Consider the following 14,288-nt stretch of genomic DNA (forward strand, 5'->3'; position numbering starts at 1 on the left):
ATGCACCCCTACTACGCCGCCGAACGCGGCCTGGTGGACGACGTCATCGACCCGGCCGAAACCCGCGCCGTCCTGGCCTCCTCCCTCGCCATGCTCCGCACCAAGCACGCCGACCTGCCCAGCCGTAAGCACGGCAACCCGCCGATGTAACGCGGCGTTGCGCCGCCCGGAACCCACCAGACTTCAAGACGCGGGAGAAATGACCTCATGACCGCCAATGCCGAACCGCTGCTCCGCATCGTCCGTGGCACCCTGTCGGACGAGGAACTCGCCGCCCTGACCGCAGTCCTGATGGCCCGTGCGGCCGCCTCGCAGCACGCCGCCGCAGCCCCGGCCGAGCCCATCGCCACCTGGTCCCGGGTGGAGCGTCGCCCGGCCTACTACTCCCCCGTCAGCTGGCAGCAGGCGGCGTAACGCTCCGCTTTTTGCAGGACGCCCAGTTGGCACACGCCAGGGGCTCGGGGAACTGCGAGGAGATCTGGCGTTCGGGTCACTGCGAAAGTGCCTGACCCTTTACGCACGGACCACCTTGCACGAGGTCGGCGTCGCAGTTCCCCGAGCCCCTGGCGTGTGCAACCTACGCGACTGCCAACGCTTTACGCCCGGCGTGCATCACGCTGAGGTTGGCCTCCAGCCGGACGGGGTCCTGGCAGAGCCACAGCCGCACGGCCGCGCCGAGGATCGCGCTGGCCGAGCCGAGCCGAACCCCCGTCAGCTGCGCCACCCGGGCAGCGGCCAGCACCAGCAGGTCGGCCAGGGCGGTCGGCAGCCAGACGGTCTGCGCACACGGCGCCGGCGGCGCGAGCGCCGCCAGCAGCCGGTACGCCTCTGCCTGCCGGTGCAGCATCGGCAGGACGTCGAGCAGCCCGTCGGCCACCACCTCCGACACGTCGCTCCGATGGCTCTGGGCGAGCCGACGGAGCAGTACTCGCTCCGCAGCGGTGATTCGGACGGTCAGCATGACCTCGTCGCACTCCAGCACGGTGCGGCCCTCCTCGCGGATTCGAACGGGCGGTACGGAAACAGGCCGAACGGACGGATCGTCAGACTCCGGCGTAGGAGTGCTTACCCGTGACGAAGATGTTGACGCCGTAGTAGTTGAACAACCAGCAGGCGAAGGCCAGCAGCGCCAGGTAGGCGGCCTTGCGGCCCTTCCAGCCGGCCGTGGCCCGGGCGTGCAGGTAGCAGGCGTAGAACACCCAGGTGATGAAGGACCAGGTCTCCTTCGGGTCCCACTCCCAGTACTTGCCCCAGGCCGCCTCGGCCCAGATCGCGCCCGCCATGATGGTGAAGGTCCAGAGCGGGAAGACGATCGCGTTGATCCGGTACGAGAGCTTGTCGAAGGTGGCGGCGGCGGGCAGCCGCTGCCAGATCGAGGCAGGGGTGCCGAGCGGGCCGTTGGTCCGCCCGGCGGCGATCCGGCGGTCGTAGGTGTCCTTGCCGAGGTAGAGCACGGTGGCGATGAACGCCGCGTAGAAGGCGCCGCCGCAGAAGATCGCGGTGGAGACGTGGATCGCCAGCCAGTACGAGTGCAGGGCCGGGACGAGCTGCTCGGACTCGGTGTAGAGCACGGTGACCGCGAGGCCGAGGGTGAGGATGACGGCGACCAGCACCGGCAGGCCGAGCCAGCGGACCGGCTTCTTGGCCACGAGCAGGCCGAGGTAGGCGACCACCATGGCGAGCGCGAAGGCGCAGGAGAACTCGTACATGTTGCCCCACGGCCAACGCACCACCGAGAGGCCCCGGGTGAGCACCGCGCCGGCGTGCAGCACCGCGCCGAGCGCGGCCAGCGAGACCGCGATCCGGCCCGCCAGGTCGCCCTTCTCGCTGCTGCCCGCCGCGCCCGGGCCGTCCAGGTCGGCGACCGTGTCACGGCCGCTGGTGACCACGGTGGCGCCCGCGTCGGCGAGGGCGGTACGGGTCAGCGTGGTGGTGCCGCCGTCGGCCGAGGCGACCGTGACGGTGACCTTCTTGGCGCCCTTGGCGGGGCTCTGTGCGGCCGCGACGGCGGCGGCCAGACCGGCCTGCTCGACCGAGCGGACCGCGACGGCGCCCTTGCTGCCGAACGTCCACTCGAAGATGTGGGCGAACATGGCGATGACGTACACGGCCATCGCCGAGTAGATCAGCTTGTTGGACAGGTCGGCCAGTTGCGGGTCGACCGACGAGGCGAGGTTCACCGTCTACTCCTTGGAGTCCTGTGCGGTGCGGGCTGGTTCATCTGACGGTTCATCTGATGGTTCGTCATCGACGGCCGGGGCGTCGTCCTGCAGGTCGACGGCGATCTCGGCCAGTTCCTCGGCGATCTTCGCGGACTCGCTCCGGGCCAGCCCGGCGACCTCGACCAGGGTGCGGCCGTCGGGGCCCGCGGTGGCCCGCACCCAGACCCGGCGGCGCTGGACGAACAGCGAGCCGATCAGGCCGAGGATCGCGGCGACCGCGCCGAGCAGCGCGATCGAGTTGCCCGGCCGGTGCGAGACGGTGAAGCTCGCCCACTGCTGGTAGCCCTCGAAGGTGAGGGTCCCGTAGCCGTCCGGCAGGGTCCAGGCCTGGCCGGGCTTGAGCCTGGCGCGGGCCGGGTTGCCGTCCTGGGTGAGCTGGGTGAGGTGCTTGGTGTCGAGCTGGTAGACGTTCTGCGGCAGGCCGGAGTCGGTGCCGAGGTCGCCCGCATAGGCGGTCAGCACCAGCATCGGGTCGGCCGCGTCCGGGAACAGCGAGACCGGTCCGGTCTTCTCGAAGCTCTCCGGGGCGGTCGGCAGGAAGTAGCCGTTGAAGCCCAGTTGGGTCCTCTTGCCGTCCTTCTCGCCGTAGTCGTTGACCTTGAGCACACCGGTCGAGGTGAGGTTGCCGTCCTGCGGCAGGAAGGCGGTCGGGCCCGAGTAGACCTGCTCGCCCTTGGCGTTCTTCACGGTCACCACGGGCGCGTAGCCGTGGCCGATCAGGAAGACCTTGCTGCCGCCGATCTCCAGCGGGTGGTTGACCTCGATGTCGCCCTTGGTCAGGTTCCCGGTGTCGCTGCCGGTCCAGTACCGGACGTGCGCGGTGAACTGCCGGGCGCTGCCCGCCTGCGGGCCGCTGGTGGCGTACCTGGCGGTGAAACCGTCCAGCTTGAAGCCGAACGGGTCCAGGTCCTCCAGGCCGTAGAACTGGGAGCCGGTGAAGTCGTCCAGCTGGGTCGCGGTGTTGGAGTAACCCTGCTTCTCGATCACCAGCTTGCCGCCCTCGCCACTGGCCAGGCTGGCCCAGGCGAAGCCGGCCAGCAGGGCGAACAGCGAGAGGTGGAAGGCCAGGTTGCCGACCTCGCGCAGGTACCCCTTCTCGGCCGCCACCGCCCCGCCGGAGAGGTGGGCACGAAAGCCGCGGCGCTTCAACTGCGCGTACGCGGCGGCGCTCACCGCCTTGTGGCCTGCCTCGGTGTGCCAGGCCGCGTAGACCGGCATCCGGGTCAGGTTCTTCGGCGCGGCCGGCGGCTTGGCCCGCAGCACGCCGACGAACTGCCAGGTCCGCGGGATGATGCAGCCCGCCAGCGAGACGAACAGCAGGATGTAGATCGCCGAGAACCAGGCCGAGCTGTACACGTCGAACAGCTGGAGCTTCTCGTACACCGGGCTGACGCCGGGGTGCGCCGCCTTCCAGGTCTGCACCTTGAAGGCGTTGTGGCTGTTCTGCGGGATCAGCGAGCCGGGGATGGCGGCCAGCGAGAGCAGGAACAGCAGGATCAGCGCGACCCGCATCGAGGTCAGCTGACGCCACGTCCAGCGCAGCCAGCCGAGCGCTCCTATGCCGGACGGGCCGTCCTGCTCGGTCGGCGCGCTGCTGAGGCGCTCCGCGTCCGTCTCGAGATCTGTCTGGGTGCTCACGGGTCAGATTCCGATCGAGGTGTTGGCGGTGAGCGACTGCAGCTCGCCGATCAGCGAGTCCCAAACGCCGGTGACCAGCAGCAGGCCGACGGCGACCAGCATGCCGCCCCCGATGCGCATCACCCACTGGTAGTGCTTCTTGACCCAGCCGAAGGCGCCGAGCGCCCGGCGGAAGGCGACGGCGGCCAGCACGAACGGTACGCCCAGGCCCAGGCAGTAGACGGCCATCAGGATCGCGCCGCGCCAGGGCGAGGCCTGGTCGAGGGCCAGGCCGTTGATCGCGGTCAGGGTCGGTCCCATGCAGGGCGTCCAGCCGAGGCCGAAGACGATGCCGAGCAGCGGGGCGCCGGCCAGGCCGATGGTCGGGCGGCGGTGCGACCGCACCTCCCGCATCGAGAACCCGGGCAGCAGGCCCATGAAGGCCAGCCCCATCGCGATGGTGAGCAGGCCCATCACGATGCTGATGGTCCGTCGGTGCTCGAGCAGCGTCGAGCCGAAGAATCCGAACAGCGCGCCGCCGGAGACGAAGACGGCGGTGAAGCCCAGGATGAACAGCACCGAGCCGAGCAGCATCCGGCCGCGCTTGGCGCCCTTGGCGTCGGCCAGGTCGGCGGCCGAGAAGCCGGTGACGTAGCTCAGGTAGCCGGGCACCAGTGGCAGCACGCACGGCGAGAAGAACGAGAGCAACCCCGCCGCCAGCGCGATCGGCACGGCCAGCAGGATCGCGCCGCTGGCCACCGTCTCGTTCTGGCCCGCCGCGAGGAGGAGGGCGGCGCTCACTTCGGCTCGGCCAGGACGGGCTGGATCAGCTTCTCCAGGTCCTCCACCGAGAGCGGGCGCATCGCCCGGGCGGCCAGCCTGCCCTGACGGTCCACCACGATCGTGGTCGGGATGGACTGCGGGTTGAGGCTGCCCTTGGGGAACTTGAGGATCTCGGTGCCGTCCGGGTCGTACAGGCTCGGGTAGGTGATCCCGAAGCTGTCCTCGAACCGGACGGCGTTGTTCACGTTGGGGTCCCGGGTGTTGATCCCGAGGAACTGGACGTCCTGCGCCTGGTACTTCGACCAGACCTCCTGGAGGCCCTTCGCCTCGGCCCGGCACGGGTTGCACCAGGAGCCCCAGACGTTGAGCACCACGACCTTGCCGCGGTAGTCGGCGAGGGCCGCCTTGTCGCCGTGCAGGGTGGTGCCCGAGATCGCGGGGGCGGTCTGCCGGGAGGCGACCGGAGCGGTGTCGAGCCCGCCCTCCGGGTCGGAGATGAATCCGGTCCGGCCGTCGGAACTGCTGGAGTCCGCGGTGCAGCCGGTGAGGGTCAGCGCGGCGGCGGCCGCGAGTGCGGCGGCCGGGCGGAGGTAACGGCGGGTCGTCCCAGACATGTGAAAAGTTTCGCATGAGACTTTGGGCAGATTTAGGGGGGTCCGACGTTAGCCGACGGACCCCCCTTGACCTGCGGTTCTTACGCTTACGATCCACTTAATTCGGACAAACCGGCGTTGACATGCCGTCAGTCCGATCATCAGTCCGGCCAGGCGTCCGGTCAGGCCCCGAAGCTCTTGCCGACCGGGGCGTCACCCTTCTTCCCCTTGCCCACCAGGTGGGCCGGCAGCAGGTCGCGGGCAGGCTCGCGGTAGCCGATCGAGACGATCCGGTCGCCCTCGTAGGTGAAGCTGGTCAGCGAGGCCAGCGAGCACTGCCGCTTGCGCGGGTCGTGCCAGAGCCGGCGCCGCTCGGCGAAGCTCCGGGCGATCCAGATCGGCAGCTGGTGGCTGACGCAGACCGCCTCGTGCCCGCGTGCCGCGTCCCGGGCCGCCGCCAGCGCGCCCATCATCCGGACCGCCTGCTCGACGTACGGCTCGCCCCAGGACGGGCGCAGCGGGTTGGTGAGGTACCGCCAGTACGCCGGGTTCTTCAGCGAGCCGTCACCGACGCCGAAGGTCTTGCCCTGGAAGATGTTGTCCGCCTCGATCAGCCGGTCGTCGACCGCGATCTCAAGGCCGTGCGTCTTCCCGATCGGCTCGGCGGTCTCCTGCGCCCGCTCCAGCGGGGAGGCCACCACGTACGTGATGTCCCGGTCCGCGAGGTGCTCGGCCACCCGGTCCGCCATCTGCCGCCCCAGGTCGGAGAGGTGATAGTCCGGCAGCCGGCCGTAGAGCACGCCCTCCGGGTTGTGCACCTCACCGTGCCGCATCAGGTGGACGACGGTGATCTCTTTCGCACTCACTGTGCTCGCTCCTCGATGACTTGCGCGGGGACTTACGCGGGCCGGGCCTCGGCCGCCGCGCGGGCGGCGGCCGGCAGGGCGGCGGCGATCCACTCGATCGCGCGCTCGTCGTGCGCGGCCGAGACGAACCAGGACTCGAAGGCCGAGGGCGGCAGGTAGACGCCCTGGGACAGCATGCTCTGGAAGAACGCGGTGAAGCGGAACGACTCCTGCTGCTTCGCCTCGTCGTAGTTGGTGACCGGCTGGTCGGTGAAGAACACCGAGAACATGTTGCTCGCGTTCTGCAGCCGGTGCGCCACCCCCTCCTTGGTCAGCGCCTGACTCACCAGCGCGGAGATCTCGGCGGCGACCAGGTCCACCTTCTCGTACACCGCGTCGGTGCAGTGCTGCAGCTGCGCCAGGCCGGCGGCGGTGGCGATCGGGTTACCGGAGAGCGTGCCCGCCTGGTAGACCGGACCGGCCGGGGCCAGGTAGGCCATCACGTCGGCCCGGCCACCGAACGCGGCGGCCGGGAAGCCGCCGCCCATCACCTTGCCGAAGGTCAGCAGGTCGGGCGCCCAGCCCTCGACGGCCGCCTCGACGCCGTACCAGCCGGCCTTGGAGGTACGGAAGCCGGTCATCACCTCGTCCGAGATGAACAGCGCACCGTTGCTCCGGCAGAGCTCCGAGAGCCCCTTGTTGAAGCCGGGCAGCGGCGGGACCACGCCCATGTTGCCGGGCGAGGCCTCGGTGATCACGCAGGCGATCTGGCCCTGGTTGGCCGCGAAGGCCGCCTCGACCGCGTCCAGGTCGTTGTAGGGCAGCACGATGGTGTCGCCCGCCTGGGCCCCCGTCACCCCGGGGGTGTCCGGCAGGCCGAAGGTCGCGACGCCGGAGCCGGCCGCGACCAGCAGGGCGTCCACGTGGCCGTGGTAGCAGCCCGCGAACTTGATGATCTTCGCCCGGCCGGTGAAACCGCGGGCCAGCCGGATCGCCGACATGGTCGCCTCGGTCCCGCTGGACACCAGCCGGACCTGCTCCACCGGTGCGACCCGGGAGACGATCTCCTCGCCGAGCAGCACCTCGCCCTCGCCGGGCGTACCGAAGGAGGTGCCACGGACGACCGCCTGCTGCACCGCCTCGATCACCGCGGGGTGCGCGTGGCCCAGGATCATCGGACCCCAGGAGCAGACCAGGTCGACGTACTCACGGCCGTCGGCGTCGGTGAGATAGGGGCCGGTGCCGGACACCATGAAGCGCGGGGTGCCGCCGACCGCGCGGAAGGCGCGCACCGGGGAGTTGACGCCGCCGGGGGTCACGACCGACGCGCGGTCGAACAGCGACTGGCTCTGCGGGGCCTCATAGGGATAGCTCTTCGGGTTGGTCACCCGGACATGGTCTCAAATCGTGTCCTGCACCTCCGCATGTCGGACCCGATCATCTGGAACGATGATCCTGGTACCGGACGGGTACAGCCTTGATGTGACCCGAACGGCCTGTACGGTCTGTAGCGTCATGGGTACGGTTATCCGTACTACCGCGATCGGCGGCCCACTCCGATGATGGGTCAGACTGTGACCGGCCGGTCCGTGTACGGCAGCGCGGAACGGGTAGTGGGCACGTTCGGAGGGACACCGAGCGTGCGGGGGTCTGTCGATTCCGGCGAATTCCGGTGAGGATGGTCCGAGTGTCCGAGGCGCAGGACGGCCCCGACGAGGCCGTGGGTGGCTCACGTCGGCGTGCCGGAGCGGCCGGCGGGGGTACCGGTGCGGGCGGCAGGGGAAGGCGGGGCGAAGGCAGAGTGGGGGTCACCTACAAGTACTTCGGCGCACCCGACCGCGCCACCGCCGCCAGAGTCCCCACCGCCCTCGGCCCCGGCGGCCTCGGCCTGGACGCCGGCGAGCTCGGCTCGCTCGGCCGCCTCGGCGACCTGATGGAGACCAGCGGCTCCCCGAACGGCCACCTCTCCACCAAGATCAAGCCCGAGACCATGTCCGCGATGGTCCTGACGGGTATTCAGGGCGTCCCCCTGCACCAGGTCCCACCCCTGGAGCTGGTCGTCCTGCACCCCGACTACGCCGTGGTCCAGCTCCCGCACACCGTCGTCGAACCCCTCCGCAAGGCCGACGAGACCGAACTCGGCGCCGCCGCCTTCATCTGGTCCACCGTCCCCGACCGCCGGGGCCCCCGGGACGCCTTCGTGATCTACACGATGCTGCACGAGTGGCAGGACTTCGCGAACCGCCTGCACGACGCGGGGCACCAGCTGTACTGCCTGGTCTGGCCCTGACCTGACGACTCGTCGGTAGGGTACGGCTGTGCCCCGCATCATCGAGGAAGTCACCCGCTCCGGCGCCCGGTTCTCCGCCACGCTCGATGCCCTGAGCGATTCGGAGGTCCGTGCCCCGTCGGCACTGCCCGGCTGGAGCCGCGGGCACGTCATCACCCACGTCGCACGGAGCGCCGACGCGTACCTCCGGCTGCTGACCATCGCCCGCACCGGTGCCGAGCCCGCACCGAGGGCCGACGCTGCGGCACTCGCCCGCGCCGTCACCGACGGAGCCGACCGCCCGGCCGCCGAGCTCGCCGCCGACCTGCGCAGCGCCCTCGCACGGCTGACCGAAGCCGCCGGGTCCATGCCCACCGAAGCGTGGGACACCCACGTCACCGCGCTGGCGGGCTGGCGGCACCCGGCTTGGTACACCCTCCACCGCTGCTGGCGTGAGCTCGAAACGCACCACGTCGACCTGCGGGCCGGCTACCGCACCGAGGACTGGCCCGACCCGTACGTGACCTGGGCCCTCGACGACACCCTCGCCGCGCTGACCGCCGACGCCTTCCCCGTCACCCGCATCGACGCCACCGACCTCGGCCGGACCTGGGCCCCGTCCCGTACCGGCCCCGTCGTCACCGGCCCCGGCCACGCCGTCCTCGCCTGGCTCAGCGGCCGCGCAACCGACACCGCGCTCACCTCGACCCGGCCCCTGCCGACCCCACCGACGTGGCCACTGCCGCCGGCCCCCGGCTGGGGCTGACGACGCTCACCGCGGCGACCGCGTTCAGTCTTCCGGCCGTCCATCCTTGATCGCTGCGGCAAGGACGTGGCGATCGTCCGGATCCGGGAGCTTCAGGCCAGAAGGCGACGGACGCCTGACCCGACGGGCCCTGTCCGGTCAGGTGAGGAGTCCGGCGGAGAGCGGGGGCGGGCTCCAGGGGTCGGTGCGGGGCTTGGCGGAGGTGACGCCGTAGTCGGACTTGAGGTGTTCGGGGATGGCGTACTGCATGACCCGGCCGCGGGTGAGGGAGCTGAGCTCGAAGCGGGCGGTGAGCTCGCCGAGGCGGTCCAGGGCCCAGGCACCGAGCGGGGAGGAGTCCTCGATGCGTTCGAGGACTCCGAGCAGGGTCGGAGTGAGGCCGATCGCCTTGTCCCAGGTGGAGCGCGGCACTTGGAGCCAGTCGGCGCAGGTGTCGCCGATCAGGTAGCGGATCAGGGCGGCCACCACCGGGTCGAGCAGCGTGCCGGGCACCACCTCCTCGTAGAGGTCGATCAGCTGGCGGGTGAGTGCGACGCCCTCCTCGGAGGGGCCCATGTGGCGGGCCATGTAGAGGTCGGAGAAGTCGCGGGCCTGCTCCAGGTCCACCGGCGCGGCGGCGGTGTCGATGCCGAGGATCGCGCCGACCACCCGCCAGGCGTAGAAGTACGCCTCGGCGCCTTCGTTGGAGATGTGGATGCCCATCCGGTGCAGGGCGTCCAGCACCTGGATGGAGAACATCATCTGACCGCCGATCATGTCCTCCTGACAGATCGGCACGCCGAGGGCGGCTTCGTCCCAGCGGTTCTCGCGGCGCAGGTGGTGGCGGATCGAGGCGTGCAGCAGGCGGACCTTCTGGGCGGCGGGGATGAACCGGCCGCCGGCCTCGAAGGCGTCGGGCTGCATCAGGTAGAGGGTGAACTGGCCGGTCTCCGCCATCCGTTTGGAGGGGTACTCGAGCGAGTGCGTCGCGCTGAGCAGCCTGGCGATGTGCGGGACGACGTAGCAGGCGGGCATCGAGGCGAAGGACAGCGCGGTGGAGATGTGGACGTTGTTGTCGATGAAGAACAGCCGGGCCCGCTCCATCTGGTCCCAGTCCACCCAGTCGGGCGGCGTGGCGGTGGCCTCCAGGTAGGCGCGTGCCTCGGCCGGTACGTCGTCCGGCAGCGGCTGGCCGGTCCGGTCGAACCAGCGCATCAGGGTGTTGAACCTGCCGACCTCACCGCGCTCGAACAGCGCGGCGACCACGGCGTCTGCCATCGGGTCGCCCTGTCGGCGCAGGGCGTCCATCGCTTCGGGTGTCACGGTCATCGGGCGTCCCTCGTTCGGGGTCTGCGTGGTCAGGAGGCACGGGCGGTGGCCGCCGCGACCAACTCGGCCAGGGCGGCAGCGGCCTGGGACGGGATCGTGGCCCGCCCCAGTGCGGTGCGGGCGGCGGTCGCCCGCTGGGTGATCAGCTCCTCGACCCGGGTACGGGCGCCGGAGCGGATCATGATGTCGCGCAGCTCGGCCAGGTCGGCCGGACCGAGGTCGGCGCGGCCCAGCAGGGCCCGCAGCCGCGCGCGGTCGGCCCCGGCCGCCCCGGTCAGGGTGAGCGCGAGCAGCGCTGTGGGCTTGGCGCCCGCCAGGTCGTCCAGGTTGGACTTGCCGGTCAGCCGCGGGTCGCCGAAGACTCCGAGCAGGTCGTCGCGGAGCTGGAACGCCTCGCCGAGCGGCACCCCGTAGGCGGTGAAGGCGTCCAGCAGCGCGGGCGGCGCCCCGGCGAGCCGTCCACCGAGGTGCAGCGGGTGCTCGACGGTGTACTTCGCGGTCTTGTAGCGGACGATCTCCAGCGAGCTCGCCGCGGACGGCGCCGCCCGGGTGCGCAGGATCTCCAGGCACTCCCCCGCGACCAGCTCGCGGCCGAGCGTCGCCCAGAGCGTACGGGCCCGTGCCAGGTAGGCGGCGGGCAGTCCGCAGCCCGCGAACAGCTGCCCAGCCCAGGACATCAGCAGATCGCCGGTCAGCATCGCCAGCGCCCGGCCCGAGGCGTCGCGCCCCGGCCCCTCGGCGACGGCGTGCCGCAGGGCCAGGTGCGCGGTGGGCGCACCCCGGCGGATCGGGCTCTCGTCGATCAGGTCGTCGTGGACCACGGCCGCCGCGTGCACCAGCTCCATCGCCGCCGCGGCCCGCACCATCGCCTCGCTGTCCGGCTGCCCCGCCGCCCGCCAGCCCCAGTAGGCGAACGCCGCCCGCAGGCGCTTTCCGTCCGCCACCGCGACCTGTAACTGCTCTGCCACCGGCTTGAGTTGAACGTCGATGGCGACCAGCAGCCGGGTCTCCTCCTCGACGAAGCCGGACAGCACCTCGTCGATCCGCGACTTGAGCGTCGGGTCCCGCACCGGTTCAGCCATCGGGCGACGGCTGCCGGGAGGCCGCCGCCCGGCGGGCCACCGCCTCCAGGTGGGACTCGGACGCGGGCGCGAAGCGGCCGAGCAGGAGTTCGCCGCGGGTCCTCAGGTCCTCCTGCCCGTCCGCCACCATCTCGTGCAGGTCGGACCGGCCCAACACCTCGCGCGCCCGCCGCAGCAACCCCTCCGCCTGCTCGAGCCCGAGATCGACGACCCCGGCCAGCAGTTGGACCGCCTCGGCCCCCCGATCGGCGTGCTGCTCCGTGCTGTCCCGTGCCGACACGGCGTCCCCACCCTTCCCGGTGGCTCGGCGGTGACCGGCGTCCGCCGGGCGGCGGCGCGGCACGCACGAGCGACGGTGATCCTTCCCTGCCCGAATCGGCCCAGTCCGTAGTTCAGCCGAACCGGTGGAAAGTGACGGTGCGTCACCGACGTGCAGGCCACTTGTGGTACCGACTGGCGTCCCTGGCTGGTCAGTTGTGCGGCGGCAGGGCCCGGAAGGCGAGCAGGGCGATGTCGTCGCGGGCGTCGGGGACCTGGGCGAGGAGGTGGTCGCAGAGGTCGTCGAGGGGTTGGTGCCGGGCATCTCGGGCGGCGGCCAGCAGGCGGTCGAGGCCGGTGCTGAGGTCCTCGCCGGGGACTTCGACCAGGCCGTCGGTGTAGAGCAGGAGGGTGTCGCCGGGGGCGAGGTCGGCGTGGTGGGTGTGGCGCGGTTCGGCCGGGGCCACGCACAGCGGGAGGTCCGCCTCGGCTGCGGCGAGGAAGCGGGGTTCGCCGGTGGCGGGGAGCAGCAGGGGTGGCGGGTGTCCGGCGTTGGACCAGGCGGCCCGCCAGGCGGGGCCGGAGGCGGGGTCGGAGGCGGGGTCGGAGGCGGGGTCGGTGCCGGGGTCGGGGCGGGTGAGGTGGAGGTGGACGGCGGTGGCGAAGGTGCCGACGCCGAGCCCGTCGGCGGCCCGGTCGAGTGCGGTGAGGACGTCGGCGGGGGCCTGGGTCCCGGTCCGGTTGTAGGCCAACGAGCGGAGCATGGCGCGGAGTTGGCCCATGGTGGTGGCCGCGGTGAGATCGTGCCCCGACACGTCGCCGATGGTCAGCACGAGCGGGCCTTCGGGCAGCAGGAAGGCGTCGTACCAGTCGCCGCCGACCTCGGCGGCCCGGTTGCCCGGCTGGTAGCGGGCGGTGATCCCGGTGCCGGGGACGGTGGGCGGGTCGGTGAGCAGGGCCCGTTGCAGGACCAGGGCGACCTGGCGGGTCCGCTGGAGTTCCAGGGTCTGGCTCAGGGTGCTCTGAGTGCGTTGCAGGACGTCGCGGAGGAGTTCGATGTCGCCGGCGCCGGGCGGCGGCCCGTCCTGGCAGGTGGCGGCCGCCGCGAGAACGGCGGTGGTGCCGTCGATGACCAACGGCAGCAGGGTCAGGCTGGTGGCGTGCGCCTCGGCCAGCCAGCGGGCGGACTCCTCGGGCACCACCCCGGACGGCACCTCGCCGGGCGGGAAGGTCAGCAGCACCGGGGTCCGTTCGGCGACCGCCCGGAGCGCGGCAGGTCCGAGCCGGAAGGTCTGTTCGCGCAGCGCGGGCAGCGGCGGCAGTCCTGACCGGGCGGCGGAGGCGATCCGGGTGCCGATGGTCTGGTCGGGCCGGCCGGTGCTCTGCCGGGAGGAGAGCAGGAACACCGTGCAGGCGTCGGTGAGATCGGGCACCACCAGTTCGGCGACGGCGGCGAAGGCCTCCTCGGGCCGGGCGCTCGCGGCCACCGCCACGGTGCCGGCCAGCAGCCGCTCGCGCAGCCGGGTGCGCCAGCGGTCCTCGACGTCGGCGGTCGCGCCGATCCACTCCACCAGCTCGCCCTCGCGGACCACCGGCACCGCGCGGGCGGTGATGTGCCGGTACGTCCCGGAGGCGAACCGCAGCCGGTAGGTGTGCTCGAACTTCGAGGGCTCGCCCGCCGAGGCCTGCATCCACTGCTCCACCAGGCCCTCCCGGTCCCGGGGGTGGACCAGTTCGAGCCACGCCTCGTCCATGGTGTCCCGCCAGGGGTGTCCGGTCAGCCGCTCCCAGCCCGGCACCAGCTCCGTCATCGACCCGTCGGGGCGGGCCACCCACACCAGTTGGGAGACGGCCGTGACCAGGGCCTCGTATCGCTCGAGGGCGTGCAGACGTTCGACCGAGAGCCGCTCGGCGTCCTGGGTGGAGTGCACCTGCGCGGTGGTGTCGATGGCGGCGATCAGCACGCCGGGGCCGTGGCGGGAGGAGACCGGCGAGCAGCTGTAGACGAAGTGCCGGTGGTCCGCTTCGCCCGTGCCGTCGAGGGTGTGGGGTGTGGTGACCTGCCGGGCGGTGCCGTCGGCGAGCACCAGATCAAGGGTGCGGACGAAGCTCTCCTGCTCGGACTCGGCGAACAGCTCCCCGACCGGCACGTCCAACGACCGGGGCCCGAACAACTCCTGGAAGGCCTCGTTCCGGTACGCGAGACGGTGCTCCGACCCTGCGGTCAGAGCGATCGCGACGATCGCCCGGTCGAAGACCTGCGGCGCCAACTGCGGTTCGGCCACCCTGGCGCTCCCTCTCCGCGTACGCCCGGTGATCCCCGGCGGACCCGTTGAACGCTACCTGCGGACACCGGCCCGACCTCGAAGCCGGAGTCCCGCCGTCGGTACGTGTCGCGGGCCGGCGCCCCGGGCATCCGCCACCTGCCGAAACGAACTCCCGGGCACTGCTGGCATGTTGAGTGGACATCAGTGCGATCGGGCGGCATACTCGCGCGGTCGATCAGTGAGTGACGGATGTGCTACGTTCCGTGACGTCATCTACG

General features: G+C 71.6%; 15 protein-coding genes. 4 read left to right on the forward strand and 11 right to left on the reverse strand.

Going from position 1 to position 14,288, the window contains the following annotated elements; all coding sequences use genetic code 11:
• Together ACXJMZ_RS26520 and ACXJMZ_RS26525 are read left to right on the forward strand one after the other, a co-directional pair.
• On the forward strand, positions 1–150 hold a 150-nt coding region (locus tag ACXJMZ_RS26520; protein WP_457030221.1), incomplete at its 5' end, for a carboxyl transferase domain-containing protein.
• Between the two features lie 57 nt (positions 151–207).
• On the forward strand, positions 208–414 hold the full coding sequence (locus tag ACXJMZ_RS26525; protein WP_057231570.1) for an acyl-CoA carboxylase subunit epsilon: 207 nt from the start codon (positions 208–210) through the stop codon (positions 412–414).
• A 163-nt stretch (positions 415–577) separates the two neighbouring features.
• Here ACXJMZ_RS26525 and ACXJMZ_RS26530 read toward each other — a convergent pair whose 3' ends face one another.
• From ACXJMZ_RS26530 to hemL, 7 genes are all read right to left on the reverse strand, one after another.
• Positions 578–982 (reverse strand): hypothetical protein, encoded by a 405-nt coding sequence (locus ACXJMZ_RS26530; protein WP_457032557.1) that lies wholly within the window; start codon positions 980–982, stop codon positions 578–580.
• A gap of 61 nt (positions 983–1,043) precedes the next feature.
• On the reverse strand, positions 1,044–2,180 hold the full coding sequence (ccsB, locus tag ACXJMZ_RS26535; protein WP_457032558.1) for a c-type cytochrome biogenesis protein CcsB: 1,137 nt from the start codon (positions 2,178–2,180) through the stop codon (positions 1,044–1,046).
• Between the two features lie 3 nt (positions 2,181–2,183).
• Complete coding sequence (resB, locus tag ACXJMZ_RS26540) at positions 2,184–3,860, reverse strand: cytochrome c biogenesis protein ResB (protein ID WP_457032559.1); 1,677 nt, start codon at positions 3,858–3,860, stop codon at positions 2,184–2,186.
• Positions 3,861–3,863: 3 nt separating this feature from the next.
• The gene (locus ACXJMZ_RS26545; protein WP_457032560.1) at positions 3,864–4,640 is read right to left on the reverse strand and encodes a cytochrome c biogenesis CcdA family protein; all 777 of its coding nucleotides are present in this window, start codon (positions 4,638–4,640) and stop codon (positions 3,864–3,866) included.
• Positions 4,637–5,236, reverse strand: a complete 600-nt coding sequence (locus ACXJMZ_RS26550; RefSeq protein WP_457032561.1) for a TlpA family protein disulfide reductase — start codon at positions 5,234–5,236, stop codon at positions 4,637–4,639. Before ACXJMZ_RS26550 ends, ACXJMZ_RS26545 begins: the two co-directional genes overlap by 4 nt.
• 161 nt (positions 5,237–5,397) lie before the next feature.
• The gene (locus ACXJMZ_RS26555) at positions 5,398–6,048 is read right to left on the reverse strand and encodes a histidine phosphatase family protein (RefSeq protein WP_457032629.1); all 651 of its coding nucleotides are present in this window, start codon (positions 6,046–6,048) and stop codon (positions 5,398–5,400) included.
• Between the two features lie 65 nt (positions 6,049–6,113).
• Complete coding sequence (gene hemL, locus ACXJMZ_RS26560; protein ID WP_457032562.1) at positions 6,114–7,448, reverse strand: glutamate-1-semialdehyde 2,1-aminomutase; 1,335 nt, start codon at positions 7,446–7,448, stop codon at positions 6,114–6,116.
• Between the two features lie 413 nt (positions 7,449–7,861).
• On the opposite strand from hemL, the gene ACXJMZ_RS26565 reads away from it, so the two are divergent.
• A complete protein-coding gene (locus ACXJMZ_RS26565) occupies positions 7,862–8,350 on the forward strand; it encodes a hypothetical protein (RefSeq protein WP_057231582.1) in 489 nt (162 codons plus the stop codon).
• A 28-nt stretch (positions 8,351–8,378) separates the two neighbouring features.
• Positions 8,379–9,095, forward strand: coding sequence for a maleylpyruvate isomerase family mycothiol-dependent enzyme (locus ACXJMZ_RS26570; protein WP_457032563.1), 717 nt, complete (start codon positions 8,379–8,381; stop codon positions 9,093–9,095).
• 138 nt (positions 9,096–9,233) lie between these two features.
• On the opposite strand, the gene ACXJMZ_RS26575 is transcribed toward ACXJMZ_RS26570, so the two are convergent.
• The 4 genes from ACXJMZ_RS26575 to ACXJMZ_RS26590 form a co-directional block, all read right to left on the reverse strand.
• Positions 9,234–10,403, reverse strand: a complete 1,170-nt coding sequence (locus ACXJMZ_RS26575; protein WP_457032564.1) for an oxygenase MpaB family protein — start codon at positions 10,401–10,403, stop codon at positions 9,234–9,236.
• Between the two features lie 29 nt (positions 10,404–10,432).
• A complete protein-coding gene (locus ACXJMZ_RS26580; protein WP_457032565.1) occupies positions 10,433–11,485 on the reverse strand; it encodes a polyprenyl synthetase family protein in 1,053 nt (350 codons plus the stop codon).
• On the reverse strand, positions 11,478–11,765 hold the full coding sequence (locus ACXJMZ_RS26585) for a polyprenyl synthetase (protein WP_457032566.1): 288 nt from the start codon (positions 11,763–11,765) through the stop codon (positions 11,478–11,480). Before ACXJMZ_RS26585 ends, ACXJMZ_RS26580 begins: the two co-directional genes overlap by 8 nt.
• 190 nt (positions 11,766–11,955) lie before the next feature.
• Positions 11,956–14,028 carry a SpoIIE family protein phosphatase gene (locus ACXJMZ_RS26590; RefSeq protein ID WP_457032567.1) on the reverse strand — a complete coding sequence of 691 codons (2,073 nt, stop codon included), beginning with the start codon at positions 14,026–14,028 and terminating at the stop codon, positions 11,956–11,958.
• Positions 14,029–14,288 lie beyond the last annotated feature (260 nt).

It is taken from the genome of Kitasatospora sp. P5_F3, assembly GCF_054049135.1.